The 24,767-nt window shown below is 44.7% G+C and carries 18 protein-coding genes and 1 pseudogene; 12 read left to right on the plus strand and 7 right to left on the minus strand.

What is annotated here, in order from left to right; genetic code table 11:
• Positions 1-25 precede the first annotated feature (25 nt).
• A complete protein-coding gene (locus tag ACY8D0_RS07535; RefSeq protein ID WP_462409859.1) occupies positions 26-937 on the minus strand; it encodes an SDR family oxidoreductase in 912 nt (303 codons plus the stop codon).
• A gap of 93 nt (positions 938-1,030) precedes the next feature.
• Between ACY8D0_RS07535 and ACY8D0_RS07540 the strand changes: the two genes are divergently transcribed.
• Entirely contained in the window at positions 1,031-2,026 is a 996-nt protein-coding gene (locus ACY8D0_RS07540; protein WP_462409860.1) for a helix-turn-helix transcriptional regulator, read from the plus strand.
• Between the two features lie 35 nt (positions 2,027-2,061).
• Here the strand turns inward: ACY8D0_RS07540 and ACY8D0_RS07545 are convergent, their stop codons facing one another.
• The 3 genes from ACY8D0_RS07545 to ACY8D0_RS07555 form a co-directional block, all read right to left on the minus strand.
• Positions 2,062-2,964: a Gfo/Idh/MocA family protein gene (locus tag ACY8D0_RS07545; protein WP_462409861.1), complete on the minus strand. Its 903-nt coding sequence runs from the start codon at positions 2,962-2,964 to the stop codon at positions 2,062-2,064.
• Between the two features lie 85 nt (positions 2,965-3,049).
• Positions 3,050-4,102 carry a dihydrodipicolinate synthase family protein gene (locus ACY8D0_RS07550; RefSeq protein WP_462409862.1) on the minus strand — a complete coding sequence of 351 codons (1,053 nt, stop codon included), beginning with the start codon at positions 4,100-4,102 and terminating at the stop codon, positions 3,050-3,052.
• Position 4,103: 1 nt separating this feature from the next.
• Entirely contained in the window at positions 4,104-5,120 is a 1,017-nt protein-coding gene (locus ACY8D0_RS07555) for an NAD-dependent epimerase/dehydratase family protein (protein ID WP_462409863.1), read from the minus strand.
• 184 nt (positions 5,121-5,304) lie between these two features.
• Between ACY8D0_RS07555 and ACY8D0_RS07560 the strand changes: the two genes are divergently transcribed.
• The 11 genes from ACY8D0_RS07560 (at position 5,305) to ACY8D0_RS07610 (ending at position 22,474) form a co-directional block, all read left to right on the plus strand.
• The gene (locus tag ACY8D0_RS07560; RefSeq protein ID WP_462409864.1) at positions 5,305-8,142 is read left to right on the plus strand and encodes a carbohydrate binding domain-containing protein; all 2,838 of its coding nucleotides are present in this window, start codon (positions 5,305-5,307) and stop codon (positions 8,140-8,142) included.
• A 190-nt stretch (positions 8,143-8,332) separates the two neighbouring features.
• Positions 8,333-10,033 (plus strand): polysaccharide deacetylase family protein, encoded by a 1,701-nt coding sequence (locus ACY8D0_RS07565; RefSeq protein WP_462409865.1) that lies wholly within the window; start codon positions 8,333-8,335, stop codon positions 10,031-10,033.
• 13 nt (positions 10,034-10,046) lie between these two features.
• Entirely contained in the window at positions 10,047-11,327 is a 1,281-nt protein-coding gene (locus tag ACY8D0_RS07570; RefSeq protein ID WP_462409866.1) for a DegT/DnrJ/EryC1/StrS family aminotransferase, read from the plus strand.
• A 16-nt stretch (positions 11,328-11,343) separates the two neighbouring features.
• Entirely contained in the window at positions 11,344-13,200 is a 1,857-nt protein-coding gene (locus tag ACY8D0_RS07575; RefSeq protein WP_462409867.1) for an NHL repeat-containing protein, read from the plus strand.
• 1 nt (position 13,201) lies between these two features.
• Positions 13,202-14,272: an alpha/beta hydrolase family protein gene (locus ACY8D0_RS07580; protein ID WP_462409868.1), complete on the plus strand. Its 1,071-nt coding sequence runs from the start codon at positions 13,202-13,204 to the stop codon at positions 14,270-14,272.
• A gap of 100 nt (positions 14,273-14,372) precedes the next feature.
• On the plus strand, positions 14,373-15,788 hold the full coding sequence (locus tag ACY8D0_RS07585) for an extracellular solute-binding protein (RefSeq protein ID WP_462409869.1): 1,416 nt from the start codon (positions 14,373-14,375) through the stop codon (positions 15,786-15,788).
• Positions 15,789-15,824: 36 nt separating this feature from the next.
• Positions 15,825-18,107: a heparinase II/III domain-containing protein gene (locus tag ACY8D0_RS07590; protein WP_462409870.1), complete on the plus strand. Its 2,283-nt coding sequence runs from the start codon at positions 15,825-15,827 to the stop codon at positions 18,105-18,107.
• 89 nt (positions 18,108-18,196) lie between these two features.
• Positions 18,197-18,838 (plus strand): YesL family protein, encoded by a 642-nt coding sequence (locus ACY8D0_RS07595; protein WP_462409871.1) that lies wholly within the window; start codon positions 18,197-18,199, stop codon positions 18,836-18,838.
• A gap of 186 nt (positions 18,839-19,024) precedes the next feature.
• Positions 19,025-19,921: an ABC transporter permease gene (locus tag ACY8D0_RS07600; RefSeq protein WP_462409971.1), complete on the plus strand. Its 897-nt coding sequence runs from the start codon at positions 19,025-19,027 to the stop codon at positions 19,919-19,921.
• A 22-nt stretch (positions 19,922-19,943) separates the two neighbouring features.
• Positions 19,944-20,816: a carbohydrate ABC transporter permease gene (locus ACY8D0_RS07605; RefSeq protein ID WP_462409872.1), complete on the plus strand. Its 873-nt coding sequence runs from the start codon at positions 19,944-19,946 to the stop codon at positions 20,814-20,816.
• A 65-nt stretch (positions 20,817-20,881) separates the two neighbouring features.
• Positions 20,882-22,474 (plus strand): extracellular solute-binding protein, encoded by a 1,593-nt coding sequence (locus ACY8D0_RS07610; protein ID WP_462409873.1) that lies wholly within the window; start codon positions 20,882-20,884, stop codon positions 22,472-22,474.
• Positions 22,475-22,725: 251 nt separating this feature from the next.
• Here the strand turns inward: ACY8D0_RS07610 and ACY8D0_RS07615 are convergent, their stop codons facing one another.
• From ACY8D0_RS07615 to ACY8D0_RS07625, 3 genes and pseudogenes are all read right to left on the minus strand, one after another.
• Positions 22,726-23,331, minus strand: a complete 606-nt coding sequence (locus ACY8D0_RS07615) for a hypothetical protein (protein WP_462409874.1) — start codon at positions 23,329-23,331, stop codon at positions 22,726-22,728.
• 13 nt (positions 23,332-23,344) lie between these two features.
• Positions 23,345-23,803, minus strand: coding sequence for a MerR family transcriptional regulator (locus tag ACY8D0_RS07620; protein WP_462409875.1), 459 nt, complete (start codon positions 23,801-23,803; stop codon positions 23,345-23,347).
• A 467-nt stretch (positions 23,804-24,270) separates the two neighbouring features.
• Positions 24,271-24,369 (minus strand): annotated as a pseudogene (locus ACY8D0_RS07625) (MBL fold metallo-hydrolase); the annotation flags it as partial.
• Positions 24,370-24,767 lie beyond the last annotated feature (398 nt).

Consider the following 24,767-nt stretch of genomic DNA (forward strand, 5'->3'; position numbering starts at 1 on the left):
CCGCAGTGGGGGACAGGCCCCCTTGTTAGCGATATCCTTCGGCGTTGGCTGGCTTTCCTTTTTCTAGTACTTCTTCAAGGTATCTGAATGCGTCTGGCTGGGAGCCGTCTATATCGTGGAACCCATACCTTTTGGCAAGCTGTCCGCTTGATAGTGACTGTCCGTTTAAACGGTGCTTATCAGGGTCCTTGGCAATGGCGGCTACGGCTCTTCCAGTATAACGGGGAGTTTCGGAGATGACGAAATGTGGTTCTTTTTTTACGGCATCCTGCCAATTTTCTTCCTTTACCCCATACACATCTAACATTAATTCTGAGCGCATCCACCCAGGCGACAGCGCTACCGCTGTTCCCTCATAAGGGCTAAGCTCGTGGGACAAAGACTTGGCCAACCGGATAATCGAATTCTTCACCAAATCATAATACAGACATACACGATAGCGGTTTTGGTTGTATTCCTCCGTGCCGTCTGTCATTTCCACGACTAAACCGCCTTTTTGTTTGATTAACAATGGAAGGGCGTAATGGCTAGTGATGAGATGAGTATCGATTGCCAACCGCATCATTCTTAGTCCTTTATCCAAAGAATGCTCCCAAACAGGAAGGTCCCATTCTGCTAAATGTTCACTGCCCCATATATCGTTGACCAAAATATCCAATTTTCCTTGTTCTGCCTCAATTCGTTTGATTAATGTCTTAACTTGCTGTGGAACAAGATGATCCACTTGGATAGCTTTTCCTCTACCACCCAATTCATTTACTAACTCTGCAGTTTCTTCAATAGTTTCGGGCCGCCCTGTTTCAGATTGATTAAATCTAGTTGTCCTGCCAGTTATATAAACAGTTGCACCTGCTGCACCTAATTCCATTGCAATTCCACGACCCGCACCTCTTGTGCCGCCTGCGACTAGAGCTACTTTCCCCTGTAAATGTTTCATTTCCATCACCTTCCAAACTTAGAATTACCTATAGTATAATCTTTAATGTAGACACCTTTTGTCATATATTCATTATTTTAAAAGGGGACATTTATGAGGGCGGACCGACTGATATCAATATTGTTGTTATTGCAAAATTGCGAAAAAATGACAGCAAAAGAATTGGCGGAGGAATTAGAGGTAACCGAGCGGACGATTCACCGGGACATGGAAGCATTAAGCGCAGCCGGTATACCCGTTGTGGCGGACAGGGGGAAGATGGGGGGATGGAGATTGCTGGAGCAATATCGTACCAATCTTACTGGTTTAAAAGCCAATGAAATAAAGTCCTTGTTTATCACGCCGTCGTTCCAGCTTCTTGATGATTTGGGCTTTACAGACAATTGGAAAGAAGCTCGACAAAAATTGATGGCGTCTATTCCTACACCGATGCGAATAAATGCAGCTGATGCATGGAATCGGATCCATGTGGACACAAGTAGATGGAGACAAGCACCGGAGAAAGTGGAAACATTTGTAACTCTGAAACAAGCCATCTGGGGAGACAAAAAACTTCAAATCGAATATCAGCGTGCAGATGGTGAGCTGCTCAACAGAACTGTGGAGCCGTTGGGATTAGTGGCTAAAGGAAGTACCTGGTATTTGATAGCACGTTCTGATGAAAAAATCCGAAATTATCGGGCATCAAGAATACTTGCGGCATCACTTGTGGAAGAACCATTCATTCGGCCGAAAGACTTCAATTTAGAAGATTATTGGCAAGAGTCCACCCAATCATTCGTTGAAAGCATGCCGACCTATTCGGTTGAGGTGGAAATTTCCCCATTGATTATGAACCGAATAAGATTTACCGGACGGTTTGTGCAGGTCATCCATGTTGAGGAAAAAACCGCCAATGGATGGTACCCAGCAACCCTCCGTTTTGAAACAGAACAAGAAGCAACAGAATATATCCTGGGCTTTGGAAACCAGATCAAAATCATTCATCCCACTTCCCTACAGGAAGCTATAAAAGAAATGGCCAAGAAAGTCATTGAATTTTATAGCCAAGGCGGGGACAAAGAAGGGGACAGTTCCCCGGCAGATTAACGCTTTACCGCGGCGGGGGCCTGTCCCCCACTCAATTAGCGCTTCACCGCAGTGGAGGACAGGGCGCGTGTTTGGTTGATTTCGCAGCATATGCGTAGGATTTCGAGTGTTTCTTCTGGTGGGACGGGGCTTTTCCGGGTTTTTATGAATGGGACGATTTGTTCGAGAAGGCTTGCGTAGTAGGGTTTTTTGTCTTTGGCGATTTCTATGTTTTGGTATCCATGGTTGGTATGCAGTGTGACGGCAAAGCGTGGGTGCCATTGGTATTCCCCGTGAAGGATGGCGTGTCTGCCATCTGCCCATTCTAAAATGACTGTTTCATATTGGCTATTTTTATGCAGATGGATTTTCTCGATATTCACTCCCATCGCAGCGACCACCATTTCAATCATGTGGATTCCATACCATAGATAGCCTGGAATACCCTCTTCCATGGGAAGCGGCCCATGCACATACATTCCAGTAACATCCTCTCGGTTTGCGGTAACAAATTTGTGAAAAGAATCAGCAAATCGAAGGGAGGAAGAACTCATTAGGGGAATGTCATATTTCTGAGCCAGAAATAACAGTTCCTTGGCTTCCTCATGGGAGTACGATAATGGTTTATCAATAAATACAGGGAGTTTATATGGCAGCAGCTCTTTGAATAAAGAAAGATGCTTGCTTCCATCAACTGCCGTAATCAAAATTCCATCGCTGGAGCGTGCCAATTCATCAATAGAATCCACCATATTAATAGAAAATTGGCTTTTCATCTTATCCCGAAACTGCGGAAAACGATTTTTACTGAGCGGGAGATACTCTGAATAAAAGGGATAGACAGAATTAATGACTGCTCCGCCCACATGAAAAGAGTGCTGCGGGTTGTTTAACAGGTTAGTGAATTCGATACAATGGGACGAATCTAAACCAATCATCCCGATCTTAAGGTTATTCATTTGTTCCCCTCCAACAAAAAGCCGAACCCTTTACAAAATAAAAGAGTTCAGCTTTCTTTTATAAACAGTTCTCGAAGTTAATGTATCATTTAACTGATGACAGCAAGAACTGTTTGACAAATTCATCATCATGTAAATACGGGTACTCCCGGTAAATCCGGTCGATTTCTTCGCTTTGGCCTTCACTGAGTCGTTCTTTCTCCAGCAGACACCAATTTCCTTTCAGGAGTCCTTGCCTTGCCAAAACTTCGTTGATCCCTGCGATACAGCCATGAAAATCATTGGCGGCATCAAAAAGGACGGCATTTGCATCGGTAATTTGCTGTCCAAGAGTCAAAAGAGAGGCAGGAACGATGTCAGAATCTCTTACCCTTTTAATCTCTTCAAATAATTCTACCGCTTTTTTCGTCCATACTGCCCAATGGCCCAAGAGACCGCCGATGATTTTCTTAGCAACAAACTCCCCGTTGACATTGACCCGGTAGGTGGTTAATAAGTCATTGACGATATTATCGTCATTCCCCGTATATAAAGCGATTTCATCACGGCGCGAAGAATGGCAGACGGCTCTAACCACATCCAGGGTTTGATACCGGTTGAACGGGGCTATTTTGATGGCAAACACATTCGGGATATCGGCAAATTCCCTCCAAAAGGAATAAGACAGACTCCGGCCCCCAACAGACGGCTGTAAATAAAAACCAAAAACAGGGATAATCTCCGCGACTTTTCTGGTCCTATCAAGAATCTCGGCTTCTGATAAATCCGTCAGCCCGCCATTGCTCAGCAACCCCATGTCATACCCAAGGGACTTGGCTGTTTCTGCTTCCTTAATAGCTTGCTCCACCAGTCCGCAAATACCGGCTATTTTAATAAACGGCCGATTCAGTTTTTTCTTCTGAATCTCCTCAGCCGCAAGCGTTAAAACCTTTTCGTACAAGTTAAATTGCGGGTCGCGGATTTCAAATTGTGTCGTGTGGACACCTACCGCAATTCCACCGGCACCTGCTTCCATATAATAATGGGTCAGCCTTCTTTGTGCCGGTTCATCCAGATTCCTGTTTTCATCCAATGCCAACGGGTGAGCCGGAATCACGGTACCTTCAAATAACAGTTTTTTTATCTCCGCTTTTAACATGTTAAAATGCCCCTTGCCGTTCTTGGAAATGGGTAGGCTTATCGATGACTTGGCCGCCGGATGAAACCCAATCCGCCGTCCAGGAAATCATTTGCTTGAGTGAAACTCTAGGGTAACCGAAAAGCTGGTGAGCTTTCGCAGCGTTATTCAGAAGGGCGGTAGACTGCTCTTCATTGATGAAATGCACCTCTTTGTTGAAGGCCCGGCCGAATTGGTTTGCAAGCCACCGTACGGAAATTGTTTCAGGTCCGGTTACATTTAATAATGTGGGCGGGGTGTTCGCGATCGAAAGTGAGCGGAGGGCATAATCATTGGCATCTCCCTGCCAGATGACATTCACATGACCCATGGTTAAATCCACATCCCTGCCCTCGTAAACTTGACGGGCAATTTCCAAAATCACTCCATAACGCATATCAATCGCATAATTCAAACGGAAAATGGTGACCGGTGTCTGATTCTGATGGGAGAAATGGGTAAAGATTCTCTCCCGGCCCAGACAGGACTGGGCATATTCCCCAATCGGATTAACCGGATAGTTCTCATCGCAGCCACCTTGTAAAACGGGCACAAGGGGATACACATTTCCAGTTGAGAAGACTACAAATCGTGAGTTTTTAAATTTTGCAGCAACCCGGCCAGGAAGGTAGGTATTCATGGCCCAGGTGTAATGTTCGTTCCCGGTTGTTCCAAATTTAGTGCCAGCCATAAAGATGATATTTTTCACATCAGGAAGGTTTTGAAGGTCAAATTCATTCATTAAATCCGCGGCAATGGTTTCGACTCCGGCTTGTTCGAGTTCCTGTTGAAGAGTGCCGGAGGAAAACCTGGAAACGCCAATCACTCTTCTTAGTACACCGCTTTCCTTTACGGCCCTGACTGCCATTTTGGCAAGGGCAGGTCCCATTTTTCCGCCGACACCAAGAATCATGAGATCCCCGTCAAGCTGGCAAAAGTCTTGAATAAGCCCTTCTGAAGGAATGGTCATAAACTGATCTAATTGTTCCATTGTCTTCAATACATTCACCTCATATTTTTAATAGATACATAAGATAGGTCAATAATACTATGTAAAAATTATTGACTATTCTAATAATTTACACTAATTTTGTTATAAATACAAGTTTTATACATGTATTTTATTTTTGAAACAGGAGGTGTACTTTTAAGATTTTCCCTAAAAAATGAGATGGAGGCAGGTTATGAAAACAATCCATAGTTTCATAGTATTTTTGTGCGCAATACTGGTTTTGCAGCTATTAAACCCCTTTTTGCTGAAATCCGAAGCAGCGCAAAATCCGGGGAGCAATCTCCAGCTGGCCAATGCAGGATTTGAGGAACCGTTTCAAGGCGGGAAAATTCCCGGTTGGACACAAACATTTGGGACGACCGGCATTTCGGTTGTGGATACTGAAAAATATGCAGGGGAGAAAAGCCTGGAAATTAAGGACAACAGTAAAAACGACAACTACGGTGAAATCAGCCAATCATTGCCTGTAAATTCGGGTTGGGTGTATACAGCCAGTGCAAAAATGAAGACAACATCTACGGGAACGGGGGAAATTTATCTGCGGTTCTTTGATAAAGACGGCAAATACATGACAGGAACCAATCAAACTCTAAAAGGGCCGGCGTCCTGGGCTGATATCAAGGTCACCGCCACAGCGCCGGAGGGGGCCGCCCAGGTAGCTGTGTTATTGTACTCCGCCAAAGGGGTTACCGGCACGTTTTATTTTGACGACGTTTCCTTGACGGAAGCCAAGCCGATTGTCCCGATTCAACAGGTGGGCAAGGACTTGGGAATCCAAGTTTCGAAAACCACGGTTATGATGGGGGATATTGGCAAAGACAAGAATGGAAATGACGTCTTATACACTGTGGTGGCAGGGGCGCCCGCGAAGTTTGCCATCGTGGACATCAATACAGAGCAAGTGGTAAAAAGCTATCCGCTTGAAGATACTTCCGGCGCATGGGCCGTTAAAGTCGCTTCAGACGGTACCGTATACTTGGGAGCCTACAACAAGGGCTATCTTTACAGGTATCTCCCAGAAACAGATCAGCTGGTAAATCTGGGATTCCCGGTCAGCAGTTCAGACGCCGTGCTGTACCCGATGGATATTTCCAGTGACGGAAAAATTTACGGCGGTACTTACGGCTCTGGGAGCGTGTATCAATACGACCCGGCAAACGGCCAGTTCACCAGCTATGGCACCATGGTACCAGGTCAGGGCTGGGTGCGAAGTGTCGCGCTTGATGAAGAAAACCACGTCTTTTACGCGGGTGTGGGCAATAAAGCAAGTCTGATTCAATACAATTTGGATACTGGAGAGAAAAAAGATATCCTGCCTGAACAATATTCGGATATCATCTCGGTCTATGACATGAAATTAGTCGACGGAAAATTGTTTGGCCGCAAGGAAGCGAACTATGAAATGTTTGTCCTGGATACGAAAACAGGAGAACTAGTCGAGGCGGTAAATGGAGATACCGGTGAAAAGTCCGTCAATATTCCGGCCTCCTCACGGGGGATTTCGGAAAAATCACCGATTGCCAACAAGATTTATTTCACCCACAACGGCATTTTGTTCGAATATAACTTGGATAACAATACTTACAAAAATTTAGGCGCCGATCTAAAAGGAAGTGCCGTAAGCTATAAATTTGTCCAGTTAAAAGAAGACGGTTTCCCGGGCTACTCGCTAGTCGGCCTTTCTGGTAACAGCGGGAAAGTTTATAAATACAATTTGGAAACAGGGAAACTGAAACTGACCGATGTAACTATGCCATCGGAACCGGCATTAATCCACGATCTGCTGAAAGGGCCGGATGGCAAAATTTACAGCACCGGATATCTGCCGGGCAATATGGGCGCCTATCTTCCCACGATGGGCAAAAACATCAATTATGATGGCATCGGGCAAAGCGAAGGAATGACGATCTTAAATAATAAAATGTATTTAGGGCTCTATCCGAACGCGAAAATTTACGAGTTTGATCCGTTTAAAGAATGGAATCGCGTCGACTCCAATCAATTGAATCCGAATTTAATATTTAGTCTCGAAAAAAATGAAGATATCCCTGGTTATACACCGCAAGACCGGCCTTTTGCCATGCTTGGGGTAGACGAGTATAACAAGCTGTTTATTGGGACCGTTCCGAAAAACGGATTCTTAGGCGGTGCCTTTGCCATTTACACGCCAGGTTCTCAAAGTACTCCTGTGACGCATTGGAATCTCGTGAAGGATCAAAGCATTGTGACTCTTGCCTATAAGGACGGCAAGGTGTATGGAGGAACGACCATTGCCGGCGGCCAGGGCTCCGTCCCGACTACCACGGAAGGTAAGGTATTCATTTGGGACATTGAAAAGAACGAGAAAACGGCCGAGTTTGTCCCTGTGCCAGGGAAGCGCGCGGTAAGCGAGTTAAAAGTCGGCCCGGACGGAAAAATTTGGGGCATGGCGGACGGGACCCTATTCTCATTAGATCCCGCCAATAACCAGGTCGATTTTGCAATCACCCTTGATGAAGACACCACCAGCAACTGGAGAAACGCAACACTGGAGTTTGGCACAGACAACAACATCTACGGGATTATCGGCGGCAAATTTTTTAAATACGACACCGTTACGAAACAATATGAATTTCTGGCGGGGAATGTTGAGTTTTTAGCGCAGGACGATTTTGGCTCTTTCTATTTATCCAGCGGCAACCGGCTTTACCAGTATAGTGACGAATCCTTGCTGGTTAAGCTGACAAAAGCCGAGATGGCAATAGGGGACCAACAGCTGACTGTCGGGGATCAAACCGCCATAAAACTAAAAGGGTACTTGGAAAAAGGCAGAACCACCCATGAATTTTCCGGCGCCACGATCGACTACGAAGTAAACAAACCAGACGTATTATCCATTGAAAATGGTGTCATTACGGCACTGAGGAGCGGAAGGGTAGAAGTAACCGCAACGATTACGCTTGACGGTGTGACCGTTAAAACCGAACCGATTTCTGTATGGGTAAACAACAGGGGCGGTATAAACAAATAAAGTCGGCTTATCTGGTCTCGAGGATACAATGCGATCCTCGAGATTTTTTTATAAAAGTACAAGCAGTATTTATAGAATTTTTAAACAATTCGTTGAATTTATCGAGGAAATATAATACTATTAAATTAACATTTATACATGTCGTATACATGTATATAAACTAAAAATTACGAACAGGTGATGTGATAGAATGAAAATGGCCCAAATTGGAATCCTGTTTGACCGGACAGAAGCTCAAGCCCGCTGGTCGAAGGGGACAAATGTATTTGAAAATTATATATTCGAAGTTTTGGATCATCTGCGGATTCCTTATCAAAAAGTAGATACCCAGGATGAATACGAATCCTTCGATGTCTTGGTGGCAGCCTTGTGCGGGGATGCAAAGGAAACGAGTGAAAAACTTCTTAACTACATCCGCTCAGGAGGGGTTGCCATCTCTTACGGGGGATTAGATGGCTTGAAACAGCTGCTAGGAGTATCCTCCAGTCCGGCGATGGAAAAGGGCTATGCCTTTTTGAACGGCTTTCTCAACCAAAGCACGCCGCTCCGTTTCCTTTCAGCTGATTATTGGGTAAATCCGCAACGAACAATTACCGGGGAAGGTTACTTGAAACAAACCAATCAAGGAACCGACCAATCACACTTTCCTGCTTTGCAAATAATTGACTACGGCCTTGGCCGGATTGAACGCTGGTCCGTTCCCATTCCACAAGCCATTGTTGGTTTGCAGCAAGGAACCCTGCCGATAACGGAAGATGGCATCCCGGCTCCCGATGGATCCGCCAACCTCGATGAAGGAATTTTAAAAGCGGATGACGGCTTTGAATTAGATTGGGTTTTAGACCGGGTCACGACAGAAACGGATACCCCGTACTTTCCGCACCCATACGCGGATCTGTGGCGGGAGGCCCTTATCGAGCATCTGTTAACCACTGTAACGAAAAAAGGAATGACGCTGCCGATCCTTGATTATTGGCCTGCGGGTATCAGCCAAATGGCCATGATTTCCCATGACAGTGACCTGAACGTGGATGAGTCGGCCAAACTGACATTATCAACCCTAAAAGCGGAAAACGTTAATACCACGTGGTGCATGATTGCTCCAGGATTCAGCCGCGAGGTTTATGAGCAAATCCAATCTGACGGGCACGAGCTGGCTATGCATTACAATGCGCTCGAGCAGGAGGATGGCATATGGTCGGAGGAAGCGTTCTCGCACCAGTTGGAATGGCTTCGGAATGCCGCTGGTATCCAAGACGTGGTCAGCAACAAAAATCACTATACCCGCTTTGAAGGGTGGGGCGAACTGTTTCGATGGTGTGAAAACCACGGAATCCAGGTCGATCAGTCACGGGGTCCCAGCAAAAAAGGCAATATCGGGTTTTTATTCGGCACCAGTCATCCATTTTTCCCGGTTGCCTGGGCCGATGAGAAAAACCGCTTTTATGATGTGCTGGAAATCGGGTTCCTGACACAGGATTTAAATCATCATGCCCTGGCAGACACCACGGTGATTCAGCCGTTTTTGGACGGGGTAAAAAGAGTGAATGGCGTGGCGCATTTTCTGTTCCATCAATACCATATCCATACCCAGCCAAAGGTCCGGGAAGCGATTATTCAAGTAATTAGGACAGCCAAAAGCCAGGGATTCACCTTTTGGACATCCCGGCAAATTAATCAGTGGGAAAGAGGAAGACGGAATATCGAACTGAAGTGGGAATCAGGGGAAGCCGTGGCAACGGGCGTCGCGGAACGTGATGATCTTTGTGTTCTCATTCCGGTCGGAAATACGGTTGTGCAGGATGGGAAGCAGGAACATGAAATCGTGGAACGGTTTGGCATCCCATGCATGAAGATGACCTTGACTGTAAACATACCAAAAGAGGCTTGATGGGGGTGTAAAGATGGATCAAAACACACTTGCTATACATGGCGGACCAAAGGTGAAAACGACCTCCTTCGGAACCGGCAAGCGATTCGGCTTGGAAGAGGCGAAGGAATTGCTGGAGGCATTGGAGCAAAACACGCTGTTTTACCATTTCGGCCATAAAGTAAAAAATTTCCTAAACGATTTTAATCAAATGTACGGGGTGAAATACAGTGTGGCAGCCTCTTCCGGAACCGCAGCGATACATGTTGCTCTCGGGGCGGCAGGCGTGACAGCGGGCGATGAGGTGATCACCAGCCCGATCACGGATCAAGGAACGGTGATTGGCATTCTGTACCAAAACGCTGTCCCTGTGTTTGCCGATTTGGACCCGCATAGTTACAACCTTACGGCTGAAGCGATCGAGAAGAAAATAACTCCAAGGACGAAGGCAATCCTGGTCGTGCATTTGACGGGCAATCCTTGCGATATGGATCCGATCATGGAACTGGCCAATAAGCGCCAGCTCAAAGTGATTGAAGATTGTGCCCAAAGTTATCTTGCCACCTACAAAGGCCGGTTAACAGGCACAATCGGGGATTATGGATGCTTCAGCACAAATGATTTTAAACATATATCCACCGGAGATGGCGGAATGGTCACCATCAATTCGGGGGATGAAAGTGATTATATGAAGGCCCACGCTTTTGCGGATAAAAATTATCACCGAATCGGCCAATCAGTAACGAAGGATTTGGAATACCTTGCCCCCAATTATCGGATGACGGAGCTTCAAGGGGCGGTGGGGATTGCGCAGCTAAAGAAACTTAACTGGATTTGCACAAGAAGGAACACCCTTGGCGATCGGCTAAATCAGGGGTTAAAGAATGTAAATGGGATTTTTCCCATGAAAATAACCGGTGATAGCTGGTGCAGCTACTGGTTTTACATGTTTACCCTGAACCTGGAACAGTTGTCTTGCACCAGGGAGGAATTTTCGGAAGCTTTGGCTGCGGAAGGAATCCCCAACCAAGCGGGTTATATTCCCAAAGTTCTTTACGCCAACCAATTGTTTCAGAAAAAACAGGCGTACCTAAACAGTCATTATCCCTTTGACCAAGGTGACTATGATTACTCACCCGGAAGCTGTCCGAACGCGGAAAACATCCTGAACACGGCCATCCGGCTGAATTTGGATGAATTCTATACCGACGGGGATATAGAAGACATGATCACAGCCATCCGAAAAGTCGCCTCCTATTTTGCGGTGGATAGGAAAGAGGCCGTTTCCACAAATGGCCCACAGAACGCCAGTTAGAGGAGCGGATAATCGAATGGGTACAGTGTTTAAAGATCATGGGGTGCCGGTACCTGCTCAAGAAGCGCGGACGGCAGCCTTTTGCTGGAGAACCGAAACCGATTGCCGCTTTGTCGTTGTAGCAAAAGGCTTTGTCGTCATCATCAACCCGGCAACGGGCGCGGTTAAGCAAGTATTTTTTCCAGAAGGAAACCGGGAATATCCTTACTCATCCTACAGCAGCAACGGATTGTTCTTCACGGGTGCAGCCCATATGTTGATGGTGTTGGACCCGTTTTTGGAAGAGTTCATTTACCATGCAGCAATTCAAAATGGGGAGGAAATTGTCGGGTACAGTTTTGCGGAAAGCGGGGATGGAGGTATGTACTTTACCTCTTACCCCCATTGCCATCTGTTCCGTTTTGATTCATATACAAAAAAAATAACCGATTACGGGTCGATGGATTCGACGGAAAAATATCCAAGCACACTGGCTGTGGACCAGCAAGGATGGGTTTATATTGGGATTGGAACCGAAAAGAAAGACTTAATCGCGTTCCACCCTAAAAAACACATCCGAAAAAGCCTCGTTCCATCCTCAGAAAGACAAAAAGGAACCGGATATGTGTACTCGGGGCGAGACGGAAGGGTGTATGGACATTGGGAAGCCGCCGACCTCAAGGAGGCCGGCCGCGCTCTAAGGTGGTTGGAACTTTCCGGCGGTGAATACGGCATGGTAAATCCTGATGAAGTCGCATCTTCCCATTATTCAGGCAATGGGTTCCGGCGCATCCATCGAAACGAGGAAACCCCTTTTCGGGTGGAATCGTACAGCCTTTCGGAAGGGTATGTCCATTTCCAATGCAGGTTAACGGAGGAGAGGAAACAAGTCAGACTCCAATACCAATCGGAAGGTGCCCAACTTTCCACTTTGTTTGGCGGGCCGGACGGCTGCGTTTACGGCACCTCGATGCATCCCCTGCAGTTTTACCGCTTCGACATCTCCAAAGGGGAACTAACGAATTTCGGGGGAGAAGTGATAGACAGAGGGGGCGGCGGAAATATTGCCGCCTATGCTTTGCAAGGGAACTTCTTGTACGGGGCTGCCTATCCGGAAGGAAAACTCTATTCCTTCGACCTGGATAAACCATTAAGGAAAGGAAGAAATCCGAAAATAGAAACGGTGGCGGAAGAGATTCACCGGCCGCGCTGTGCCTTGGCACATAGCGACAAACAGCACATCATATGGGGCGGCTTTCCCGGATATGGGATGGTGGGGGGCGGTTTGGGCATCTTTGATGTGGAAAAAAGAAAAAATACCCTTCTCCCGCATCACAGTATTGCTCCTTATCAAAGCACCCTTTGCCTAGGGGAATTAAGTTCCGGCGATGTCGTTGGGGGGACCAGTATGGAAACACCAGGTGGAGCCCAACCTAAAGCCCATGCAGGCCAACTTTTTGTGATGGATTGGGGAAGTAAACGGGTTGTGGATCGGTTTGTCCCCATAGAAGATGCTCGGGAAATTTCGCAGCTGTTTGTTGATTCTTTTGACCGCGTCCATTGTTTAACCAGTGAATCTATTTATTTTGTCTGTGACGTGTTGACTAGAAAAATTTTATATCAAGAAGATTTATCCCGCTGGGGTGTTATTGTCCGTAACGGTTTTGTTCATGACAGGGAAACCAACACCCTTTATTGTCTATTGAGCCATACTTTACTCGGTATTCCATTACAGGATGGGTTATCCAAGTCCTACGAAATTCTTCCTTTAAAAATGGAGGCCACCAGCGGCATCGTCCTTCATCAGAATGAAATTTTTTATGGAAGCCATAGCAGGCTATGCAGTGTATCGGTCGCTCCAGGCCAGTCAACTTGCACGGAAGGGGAGGAGTAGGGTGCATGACTTGGAAGTGTTAGAAAAGACAGGAATCCCCCCACTGCTGCAAGGCATCAAGACGGTCGAAGATTGGAGAGCAAAGCGGACAGCGATTTTAGAAAACTGGATGGATTGTATCGGCGGCCTTCCGGCAATCTCGGAACCAAAGGAAAGAATCATTTCATGGTCGCTTCAAGAAGACCACTATCGGATCAAGCTCTGGTATTCAACAGCGATGGATGATTGGGTGCCTGCTTACATCCTGATTCCGAAAATCGATAGAACCATGGAGTTGAAAACTGAAAAGGACGTTTTGCATTTGCTGTTTTCCGGCAAGACGGAATTCCAAACGAGGTTTCCTGCGGTCCTTGCCTTGCATCCGACAAGCGAAAACGGAAAAGACGATATTAGCCTTCCGAGCGGCCGGGAGAACAGGCGCTATGCCTATGAACTGGTCAAAAGGGGATACGTGGTGCTGGCTCCTGATACTATAACAGCCGGTGAGCGGGTTCTCCCAGAGGACAAAGCGTTCCATACTAAAACCTTTTACAGGAACCACCCCGAATGGTCCGCGGTCGGTAAAATGTTGGCGGACCACCAACAAGGAATCAGCCTGCTCGAGAAATTGCCGATGGTCAAACAAGATAGGATTGGCGTCATAGGCCATTCTCTGGGGGGCTATAATAGTTATTTTTTGGCGGGGATCGACAAAAGGGTAAAAGCAGTGGTGTGCAGCTGCGGCTTTTCTACTTTTACCCGTGATCCTGAGAGGCATCGCTGGGGGAAGAGGGAGTGGTTTTCGCACCTCCCGAAAATCAGTGATTATATCAGCAAGGGAAAGGTTCCTTTTGAATTTAACGAAGTTGCGGGACTGGCGGCGCCCACCCCGTTGTTTATGTCGATAGCGGAAAATGATCCGATTTTTCCCCATTTTCTTCCCGCATCCCAAGCGTTGGCGGATGTATGCCGGTTGTATCAATGGCTGGGCGAAGGGGATAAGTTTACCTATATGATGGGCGATTTTGGACATGATTTTCCTGTACAGGTGAGAGAATCTGCCTATGATTTCCTGGATCATTGGCTGTATTAAAAGGGATGTTTTAATAGAATTTCAGAATCCTGGATTTCTTTGCAAAAGTTAACATTCTCATATAAAATAAGGGCAATAACCTGTATAGGAGATGTATGTATTGCTGAAACGGAAAAGTGAATTTGAGGATCGCTACAACAAATTTATCCACGAATTAAAGGATGAAATCATCTCCGGAAATATTAAGCCGGGCGAATTCATTCTTCCTGAAAATACATTAAGCAAGCAATATGATTTGAGCAGGGTATCCATCCGCAAGGCGTTGGCGGAACTGGTAGACGAAGGGCTTATTGAAAAAATCCCTGGAAAAGGCAACAGGGTCACGCTGCCTGTTGAGACTCAAAAACAAACAATTACCTTGGGATGGTTTTCCCATTCTTACGAGATTGATATTGTGGAAAAAATTATCGAGCGTTTTGAGCAGCTTAACCCCTTTATTAAAGTAAAAATTCAAATTATTCCTAATGATCAATATGTTTATAACTTAACACAAGCCATCAAGCATGGAAACGGGCCGGATGTTTTTATGGTATCGGATTACCATTATCGCCAGTTGATTGAATCCCGGCGGATGAATCTACTTGATCCCTATTTGCCTGAACATTTTCAGCCTGAAAAGGACAGCTATGACAAAGTATTTGAGATGTTTGAATTTGAAGGAAAGATGCCTGTGACCCCGTTTGTCTTTTCTCCGGTGATGATTTGCTATAACAAGCGGATGTTTGAAGAGGCGGGGATTGCCAAAAATGTTGAAATTAACAATTGGGAGGATCTCCTGGAATTGGCCCGTAAATGCACAAGGGACGTCAATGAAAAGGGGTTGATTGACCAATATGGCTTCTGTTTTTCTTCCTCCTTTAACCGCTGGCCGGTGTTCTTATTGCAAAATAACGGGAAATTCATGAAGGATGACCGTTCCCAATCCGTGTTCGATAGCCCGGAGAACAGTAAAGCATTAGAGTATTGTGTGGATTTGATGTATAGGCATCAGGTATCCCCCATCTTTTCTCATGGCAGCAATGAGCTGGCGGAGAATTTGTTTATGCGGGAAGGGGCGGCCATGATCTTAACAACCTATTATTTTATGAATGAGTTCAGAAATCATCAAATTAAATGGGATATTCTGCCTCCGCCCGAAAACAAAGTGCCTGCCACCTTACTGCTCGGAGGGGCGTTGGGGATTAACGCGGACAGTAAAATGAAGGAAGCCTCCCAAGCGCTTGTCAGCTATATGGTGAGCACTGAAGCTCAGACCATGATTAAACAAAATGGATGCACGATTCCGGTGCTGCGGTTTGTGGCAGAGGACCCTTACCTGTTAAGCCAAGGCGTTCATCCGGATCATTATCATGCTTTTAAAAAGGTCATGCAGTCGGCGCAGACGTTTAGAGACCTGAATGTGACCATTCCTGAAGAAAAATTGATTGAGAAGGAACTGCACTTTTTGTGGGCAAACATGGAGACAGCGGATGACGCTTGTAAAAGAATTGAAGGTCTAATAGATCAGAATCTATAAAAACATCTTTAGTGAGGTGCCCAAGGGGGGATGTTGATGAATATCGAACAAGTATTAACTGCATGGAGACCCCATCCAAGAATTTTATTCAATGAAATCGAAATTGACGCCATTAAAGGAAGGGTAAACCGAAAGCAGGAAGATGGAAAAATAGATTTCAAAAGTTTGTGGGGAAAAGCGCTCGAATTGGCAAATGATTATGCAGCAGAAACCGGGTTCACGGTCGCATATCCGAGCTGCAACAGGGAGTTAACCATTACGTTGCCATTGAAACAGCTGGAACCGGTTGGAGACCCTCCAGGTTATGTTGATTTTCCCTTTTGGACCATGTATTCGCGGGCGGTTGAGGAGAGAATAAAGATATTATCGTTTGCCTACGGGATGACTGGTGATGCCAGATTCGCAGAAAAGGTAAAGGAATACCTTTTGGCATTAGCCAAATTTTCCAGATGGTATGAATTTCCCCATAGAGGAGCGGAAGGGAATCTTAGCAATGCCCATTTTACCCTTGGTGCTGCCATCGGGTATGATGCCATTTTTCACATGCTTTCCGATTCCGAAAAAACCATCATAAAAGAATCATTGATCACAAAAGGCCTTGAGCCGTTTACCATTGATTTTGACAATCACGACAGCCATAACATTATCGCCTCTAAACAGGTAGCGATGTTAGTAGGTTCCCTTGCGGTGATGGATGAAGAGTGCATGGTTCGAGTGGAACCTTTCTTGAAAAATTCCTATGGGTATATCCTGCGCTATTTAGATAACCGGCTGCAGGACCCGGAAATTGAGGGATTGTTATACCTAAACGTGGCGGCCCGCCATATTTTGATGGCTTCCGATATCCTGCAACGCGCGACAGGAAACAGCACTTTTATAAGCCATGCCTATTTCAAAACTCTTCCAGATCTTTTCCTGTACATGATGGGGACCGGAGGAAAATCGAGCTTTGTGAATTTTTCTGATTCGTTTTATGAATTGGATATATCGTATTTAATGGCTGTTCTGGCTTCCACCAATCATCACGAGGCGGCCAGCTGGTATGTGCACGAATTTACGGGCAGTAAACTGGACACCTTGCTGTATTTAAAATCGATTCCGCATCCTCAGGGACCCAGTCAATTTTACAAGAATCAAATGTCCTCGGTGTTCCCTATAGTAGGATGGACGGCCCTTAGGAGCGGATGGGAGAAGGAGGATCATTTCCTCGCCTTTGTTTCAAGTTCTTCCGCAAAGGACCATAATCACTTTGACCAGAACAATTTCGTGCTGCACGTTGCCGGGGAGTGGCTGCTGACGAACCCAGGCTATCAGGATTACGTGGAGGGGCCAAGAAGGGAGTTTACTCTCGGAACAGTCGGACATAATAGCCTGCTGGTAAATGGTTTAGGGCAAACGAAAAGAGGCAACAGCCGAATGGTGGATTCCTTTTTATCATCACCGTTTTCGTATGTCACAGGGGATGCGAGCGGCGCTTATGACGGCAAGGTCGCGGAATGGCATAGAACCATTGCCCATTTAGACAGTCGTTTCTATGTACTCGTCGACCGTGTTGCAAAAGATCAACCGAAGGACACCATTTCTTTTCTTTATCACACCACATCCACGATTGCAGCGGAAGGCAAGACATTGGCCCCCGGGGACCGGACAAATGCCGCCATATTCGATATAATCGGCCAGGAATCCTCTGTTTCCCTGTACACGTTCAGTCCAAACGGAATGGAAAAGGAGATTAAGCAATATCCAGGTGCCGAACAGTACGGCTCCTATATAGAAGTATCCGCAGATTCCGGCAGCAGCCAGGTAAATCAAGTGACGGTAATGATTCCTCATCATAATAAAAATGCGGTAACTGATCGAGCTTTTTCCGGCACGGTACATGGTTCCACGGTGCTATTAAAAGTGGAAAATCCATCCGGTGGGACATCCGATTACGTGCTAATTAACGGTGAAGAGATGGGCCAAAAGGAAACGGAAGACACGCCAGCATCCCTAACAGGGGAATTCGGCTGGGTATCATGGGGACAGGGGAGTGACAGGCCTGAAAAACTGGCGATCCTCAATGGTTCCTTGCTTAAGACAGACGGCCAAACCTGGGTATGGTCCGAAAAAAATATCACTCTAACCGCCACTTTCCAAAACGGAATGGATTATTTTTATATTGGTTTGAAAGACACAACAAAAGTTTCCATCACGTCACCTAAACCGAAAGACATCATCGTTAATGGAGCTAGTATTCCGATCCAATATGATTTGGGGCACGGTACCGTTCAGCTTGATTTGGAACAAGGACAACATGAAGTGATGTTTATTTATTAAAATTGCTATAGAGAAATAGAGATAGATAGTATATTCTAAAAATAGTCGGAATTATTAAAATAGTAGGGTGCAAGAGGAATGACATCATTATGGAACTGCACGGATGGAAAAGCAAGTTACACCGTTTTATGGAATGGACCATGATGCTTGCCTATCTTAATTTTCTTTGGATGGGCGGCATTGTGATTGGCGCTGGAGTATTGGGGATTTTCCCATCTACGGCAGCAATGTTATCGGCCATCAGAAAATGGATACAGGACGAAGACTTTTCTTTTAGTCTATTTTCCTATTTTAAACAAGAATATAAAAAGGAATTCTTAAGGGCCAATTTATATGGATATATTTGGTCTATTATCGGGGTGATCCTATTTGTCGATCTCCATTATTTCCGTGGCCATTCCGGTTTGGGGTCCTTGTTGTTATCCTTTTTCTTTTTTATTCTAAGTGCCATTTACATAGCAGCCGTGCTGTATGCTTTTCCTGTTTATGTCCATTTTAAACTCACCCTCTTTCAATATGTAAAAAACACCGTCTATATCGTTTTATCCAATCCGATTTTTTCTGTCGTCATGGCACTCGGATTCTACTTTCCGTATTGGATAATTAGTAGATTCCCAGGTCTCCTGCCGTTTTTCGGCGGCAGTTTCATCGGATTTGTTTTGATGAGATTGTCCTATTTTCTTTTTGAAAAACTGGAAAAAATGGCGACAACTGACCAAAAAATTAATTGAATTTTTTAAAGATTTATATTATTATGGGTTTATAACATCTTAAATACATGTCATATACAGGTATGAATCCTCCTGCAACTGGCATAGCGAAAGGGGAGTTAGTTGTTGGAATTAAACAAGGACGAACGGAAAGATCTATCCATGGTGATACAAAGCCGTCCACAGCCCGTCCGAAAAACCAGCAAAATGAAAAATAAATTGTGGAAAGACCGATATTTATTGCTCTTGATTGCACCTGGTATCTTATACTTCTTGGTTTACCGCTATCTTCCAATGACAGGGCTCCTGTTGGCGTTTAAGGACTATAGTCCTTTTAGGGGATTTGCTGAAAGTCCATGGGTAGGCCTGAAACACTTCCAATCTATTTTTGCGGATGCCGAGGTCGTTCAAGTTATTTGGAACACACTTCAGCTTTCGATGCTGCAAATCGTCTTTGCTTTTCCCATTTCGATTGTCCTCGCGTTGATGCTAAATGAACTCAGAAACCAAGTTTTCAAACGCCTCGTTCAATCGATTGTTTATTTGCCACACTTTCTGTCTTGGGTGGTGGTTGTCGGGATCACCGTTATATTTTTAAGAAGTGAAGGTCTTATTAATAGTTTCTTAGTCAATGTTTTTCATATAAAAGCGATTCCCTTTTTGACAGACCCGGCATTGTTTAAGCCAATCATCATCCTTCAAGTCATTTGGAAAGAATCTGGTTGGGGAACGATTATCTTTCTGGCTGCCCTGTCGGGGATCAATCCCAATTTATACGAAGCCGCCATCATGGATGGGGCAAACCGGTGGAAGCAAATGTGGCATATCACGCTTCCGGCGCTGAAAAGCACCATTATCATTCTATTGATTCTGCGTTTGGGTACCGTTATGGATAGCGGTTTTGAACAGATATTCCTCATGCTGAACCCATTTAATATGGAATCGGGAAATGTCTTGGATACCTATGTCTATTTTAAAGGCATCCAACAGGCTAATTACAGCTTTGCGACAGCGGTAGGCCTGTTCAAAGGAATTGTCGGGCTGGTCTTGGTGATTGCCGCCAACCGTCTGGCAAAGAGATTCGGGGAAGACGGTTTATATTAACTTTTTTGAGAGGGGAAGAGCCTTGCATCACTTTACAAGAGGAGAAAAATGGTTTGATAGCCTGAATAAGGTTGTTCTGTTTATCATTGCCGTAACCATGCTGTTTCCGTTTCTATATATCTTTTCGGTGTCCTTTTCAAGCGTGGCCGATTTTTTAAAAAACGATATCCTGCTTTGGCCAAAACATTGGGTGACGGATGCATATACCTATATACTCGGGTCCGATCGGTTCATCCATTCCCTTTTGGTTACCGTTTACATTACGGTAGTGGGGACATTCGTCAATTTAGTGTTTACTTCTACTATGGCGTACGTGCTGACAAGGGGCATTATTGGCCAGCGCCAGATTTTGTTCCTGGTCCTGTTCACCTTGCTTTTCTCTGCCGGGATGATTCCTACGTATATGGTTGTGAAACAAACGGGACTGTTGAATACGTTTTGGGCATTGATTTTGCCGGTTGCCATCAGTCCCTACAACTTGATCATCATGCGCCAGTTTTTCCTGGGGATTCCGGAAGAACTTTCGGAAGCTGCCACGATTGACGGAGCAAATGAAATCCAGATTTTCACCAAGATTATTTTGCCGCTGTCCAAGCCTTCATTGGCAGCCTTCGGGCTATTTTATGCGGTAAGTCATTGGAACAGTTATTTTTCAGGAGTTCTTTATTTGAATGATCCGGCGAAGTGGCCGATTCAGGTTGTGCTTCGTCAGATTGTCATAGTCAATGAACCCAATGCGGCATTGGGCGGCCATGAGGTAATGGAAGTGCTGCCTCCACCGGAAACGGTTCAAATGGCAGCCATTTTACTGGCCACGATCCCGATACTGATTGTCTACCCGTTCTTGCAAAAACATTTCGCTAAGGGAGTGATGCTCGGATCAGTAAAAGGCTAATACGTTCCTTTGGGTTTTGGCAATTTTTAAAAATAGATCAAGATGAGAAATCAGGAGGGGTTCATTTGAAAAGAAAGGGCTTGTTAAGTAGTTTTCTTATTCTTTCGTCGTGCTTTGCTTTGATTGCCTGCTCTGCTGACAAAACCGATAGCAGTAAAGAGGAGACAAAAGAAAAGAAAATCGATCCGTTTGATCACAGTAAAAAATACACGGTCACAGGAATGACGTTCCGCTTTGGCGATCCGCCGCCTGCCAGCAGTCCTGGGCTCGATATGATTAATGAGAAGTTTAACGTGGACTATCAGCCGCAAATCATTCCCCAAGCGGATTATCTTGAAAAGTCATCCGCAGTTGTGGCATCAGGTGACATGCCGGACATGATTGGGTTCCAAGCAGCTGATAACCGTTTTTATCAATGGGCAAAAGAGGGCGCGTTCCTTCCTTTGGATGATTATTTGAAGGAATACAAGACACTTGGTGCCATCCCTGACTATGTGTACAGTTCTTTTAAAGTAAATGGCAAAATTTACGGTATTCCGCGGTATTCTCAGCCGTATCCGCTTACGCCGATCATTCGGAAAGACTGGCTTGATAACCTTGGCTTAAAGGTACCAACCAATTATAAGGAATTGGAAGAGGTTGCGATTGCCTTTACAAAAAATGATCCTGATAAAAATGGCCAAAACGATACGTATGGACTGGCTATCGGACAAAATATCAATCCTGACTTTAACTTGGGTGCCTATTGGGATTCCACTGCTTGGTACCATAAAAACAAGGATGGGGAATATATTCCTGGCATCATCTCTAAAGGCAGAAAAGAAGTGGTTCAATTCATGGCTGACTTATATAAAGAAGGGGCCATGACCAAAGACTTTGCGGTGCTGAACTGGACCGACACGAACGGGGAATTCTACAAAGGAAAAGCCGGTATCTTTGTCGGCGGTGTTTCCGGCATGTCAGAGGACTATCTGAACGGATTATTAAAAATCAATCCGGAGGCCAAGTTTGTTGCGCTGGAACCATTCCAAGCACCGGATAAATCCAAAGGGTTTACAAGGGGTTCGGGATATTCAGGAATTCTGGCTCTAAATGCAAAACTGGAAAAAGATCCGGCTAAGATTTACCGTACGTTGGAAATGGTTGACTTTGGCAAGCAGTATTATCCAAGTGACCAAAAGAATCCTCAAAACAAAGATTTCGATTTTTATTGGGGCAAAGAAGGCACCGGTTACAACATGGTCGATAATGCACCTGTCCGTGTTCCGACATTCTCAACGGCTGGACTTGCACCGTCCACATACTTCTTGGATAACCTGGAGCAGGTTCCAACTGATGCAAAATTAAGTTATGCGGATGCTTACAAAACGCCTGCGATGAAAGAGTTAACGACTAATTTGCAAACCATGTTCGAAGCCAATAAAATGTACATCAACCCGTCCAATGGCGTGATTTCTGAAACCAACTCCACAAAAGGAGCCGAACTGACCCAGTACCTCATCAACGAACAATCAAAAATGATCGCGGGCCAGCGCCCAATTTCCGAATGGGATCAAATGGTCGACGAGTACCTCGCTAAAGGCGGCGCAAACGTCATCAAAGAAATCAACCAAGGCATCAAAGACAAAGGCTACAAAGACAAACAATGGACAAAATAACCAAAAATAAAAAATAAAAACAACCAAAGGGGGCGGCATTGAGCTGCTCCTTTTTGACGTGTTAGGGGGGATGACTCCCAGCACGGTAAAGCGTTAATGGAGTGGGGGACAGGCCCCCACTCCATTAACGCTTTACAAAAGCAAAGAGCGGAGCCGACGGTTATCATAAAAAAATCCCTGGAGCCAAAATTGGTTCCAGGGATTTTTAGAATTAGTGGTTAACTTTAACAGTCATGCTGTAAAATAGTCTTCTATAATACTACGATAAGGTTTATAATAGGATATGGGAGAGTTGGACAAGTGGCATTCCATTTCTTCAAAAGCATGTCAATCTTTCTGGCCGGAGAGGTTCCATGTTTTTGAGCGCTTGCTAACTCTTCTTTTGCCTGTAACAATTCCACTATTAGTTCTTTATGTTCTTCTTGTTTACCTGAAGGGAACAGGTGCTTTACGTTCTGAATCAACTTATCTAACTGGATTGACCATTCTTCCAGGGTTTTTTCTTGATTTTTTGGTTCTGCATTGTAGAGAGGAGTTACTTGTGTTTCAGTCTGCGTTTGTGAAACATGTTGGTCACCCAACAACAGATCTGACCATTCTCTTTTTTTATCTAAGAAGGTTTTCTGTTTCTTTTTGCTTGATACAGTATAACCTCCTTCAATACAATCCTGAATGCACTTAATTTCGTTAGATTCCGGGTTAACCAAGAGATGTCCTCCTTGACCACGACCAGCTGAAGTGTAGGTAAATGGATAACCTGTTACTTCTTCAATAAGGTTTGCTGCTTTTAAAACCTTGTTAGAATCAGTGTCTAGCATTTTGGCTACTGCAGGACTTTTGATATAAGTTTCCTTCATTCTATCATTCTCCTTATTGTTTTTTTTCTTCGAATTCTTTTTTAACTCCTTCATAAAGTTTTATTTTTTCTTCTAGTTTTTGCTTTTTGTCATTCAAATTTTTCTCATCTTGTTCGATTTCATTTTTTAGAAAAGAAATTTCATTACTAAAATAATGATGAAACGCCTCTTCCAAATTTAAAAAATGGTTTACTGTATTTTCTTTCTCTTCGGTATCCATTGGATGATCACCTGCCCTTTCATCTAGTGTTTCAGTGCCACCTCCTTTCTTTTTATCATTAATAAGTGCTTTTAATAATTGAATATCGTCCTCAGTATAGCGTCGATGACCATTAGAACCACTTGTTTTTTGAAAGATATGTCCTTGCATCTCTAATTCGTGTGCGTAGTACCTGAGGAGTGCAGGGGTGATGGTGTTATTAATTAGGGGTGCTGCTTGAGATGCTGTGAAGTATTTTCCTTCCTTTTTCATAAATCCACCTCCCTTTTTAAATATTCATAATTATATAATAAATCGGAAAAGGAAGTTTGTAAATATGTGGAAATGAAATTTCTTTTGAAATATTAGTAAATTCTATTATGAATACACTAAAGCGAAAATGTGTTTAACATGGCCTATATAAAAAAGAAAATCAAAATAATATTTTTTATAATCAATGGGTTTCTGTTCACATAGCAATATTTTAAATCCAAGAATTTAAAAGAAATTTTACATATAGGAAAAACATAATCAAAAGAAGAAGGGGGAGGAAGAGATGTGCTGCCGTTTGAAAGAATAATAGAAAGAAGAAATTCCAAATAACGTCCGTATTGCAAATGGTCAAAATTAAAAACGAAAGCTTTGGGACAAGCTCCTGCCCAACTAACGGATTAACGCTTTACTGTAGTGGGGGCCTGTCCCCCACTCAATTAGCGCTTCACCGCAGTGGGGGACAGGCCCCATAAGCGCTTGAGTCTGTAGAGTGTTTCGGGGCCGGTGTCGTCTGCGAGGCGGTAGGTGCCGTAGGGCATGGGGAGGAAGTGCTGGGCCCCGAGCTCCTAACATGTGTTGGGGAAAACTGGTAATTTATTAACGACCGTTCGAGTGAATAAAATAGGAGAAGAGTAGGTAATCAAGGGTATTACCTACCGTACGAGGGAGCAAAAGTGAAGAAGGGGAGTTAATAGGCAATATTAACTACCGATTGAGGCCAGAGAAAAGGAGAACGGTAGTTAATACAAGTGGATTAACGCCCCAACTGGAGGCAGGGAGTCGAGTTCGGTAGTTAATACAAAATAGGAACCAAGGATGAATTGATTTATGTTTTTATCAGGAAAAGCCGAATGGGGTAATTGACAAAGGAACCTGGTTATCCCTTCCTGCAGGTGTAAAAAAAGCCCAGAGCACCCTATGCTCTGAAGCCTTTCTTGTGACAAAATGAGGGCCAGTTCCCCCA

The sequence above is a fragment of the Neobacillus camarae genome (genome assembly GCF_054950115.1).

Bases quoted from the DNA above. Each gene is read 5' to 3' on its own strand.
- ACY8D0_RS07535 (WP_462409859.1), bottom strand. From the start codon at position 937: ATGAAACATTTACAGGGGAAAGTAGCTCTAGTCGCAGGCGGCACAAGA.
- ACY8D0_RS07540 (WP_462409860.1), top strand. From the start codon at position 1,031: ATGAGGGCGGACCGACTGATATCAATATTGTTGTTATTGCAAAATTGC.
- ACY8D0_RS07545 (WP_462409861.1), bottom strand. From the start codon at position 2,964: ATGAATAACCTTAAGATCGGGATGATTGGTTTAGATTCGTCCCATTGT.
- ACY8D0_RS07550 (WP_462409862.1), bottom strand. From the start codon at position 4,102: ATGTTAAAAGCGGAGATAAAAAAACTGTTATTTGAAGGTACCGTGATT.
- ACY8D0_RS07560 (WP_462409864.1), top strand. From the start codon at position 5,305: ATGAAAACAATCCATAGTTTCATAGTATTTTTGTGCGCAATACTGGTT.
- ACY8D0_RS07565 (WP_462409865.1), top strand. From the start codon at position 8,333: ATGAAAATGGCCCAAATTGGAATCCTGTTTGACCGGACAGAAGCTCAA.
- ACY8D0_RS07570 (WP_462409866.1), top strand. From the start codon at position 10,047: ATGGATCAAAACACACTTGCTATACATGGCGGACCAAAGGTGAAAACG.
- ACY8D0_RS07575 (WP_462409867.1), top strand. From the start codon at position 11,344: ATGGGTACAGTGTTTAAAGATCATGGGGTGCCGGTACCTGCTCAAGAA.
- ACY8D0_RS07590 (WP_462409870.1), top strand. From the start codon at position 15,825: ATGAATATCGAACAAGTATTAACTGCATGGAGACCCCATCCAAGAATT.
- ACY8D0_RS07595 (WP_462409871.1), top strand. From the start codon at position 18,197: ATGGAACTGCACGGATGGAAAAGCAAGTTACACCGTTTTATGGAATGG.
- ACY8D0_RS07600 (WP_462409971.1), top strand. From the start codon at position 19,025: ATGAAAAATAAATTGTGGAAAGACCGATATTTATTGCTCTTGATTGCA.
- ACY8D0_RS07615 (WP_462409874.1), bottom strand. From the start codon at position 23,331: ATGAAGGAAACTTATATCAAAAGTCCTGCAGTAGCCAAAATGCTAGAC.
- ACY8D0_RS07620 (WP_462409875.1), bottom strand. From the start codon at position 23,803: ATGAAAAAGGAAGGAAAATACTTCACAGCATCTCAAGCAGCACCCCTA.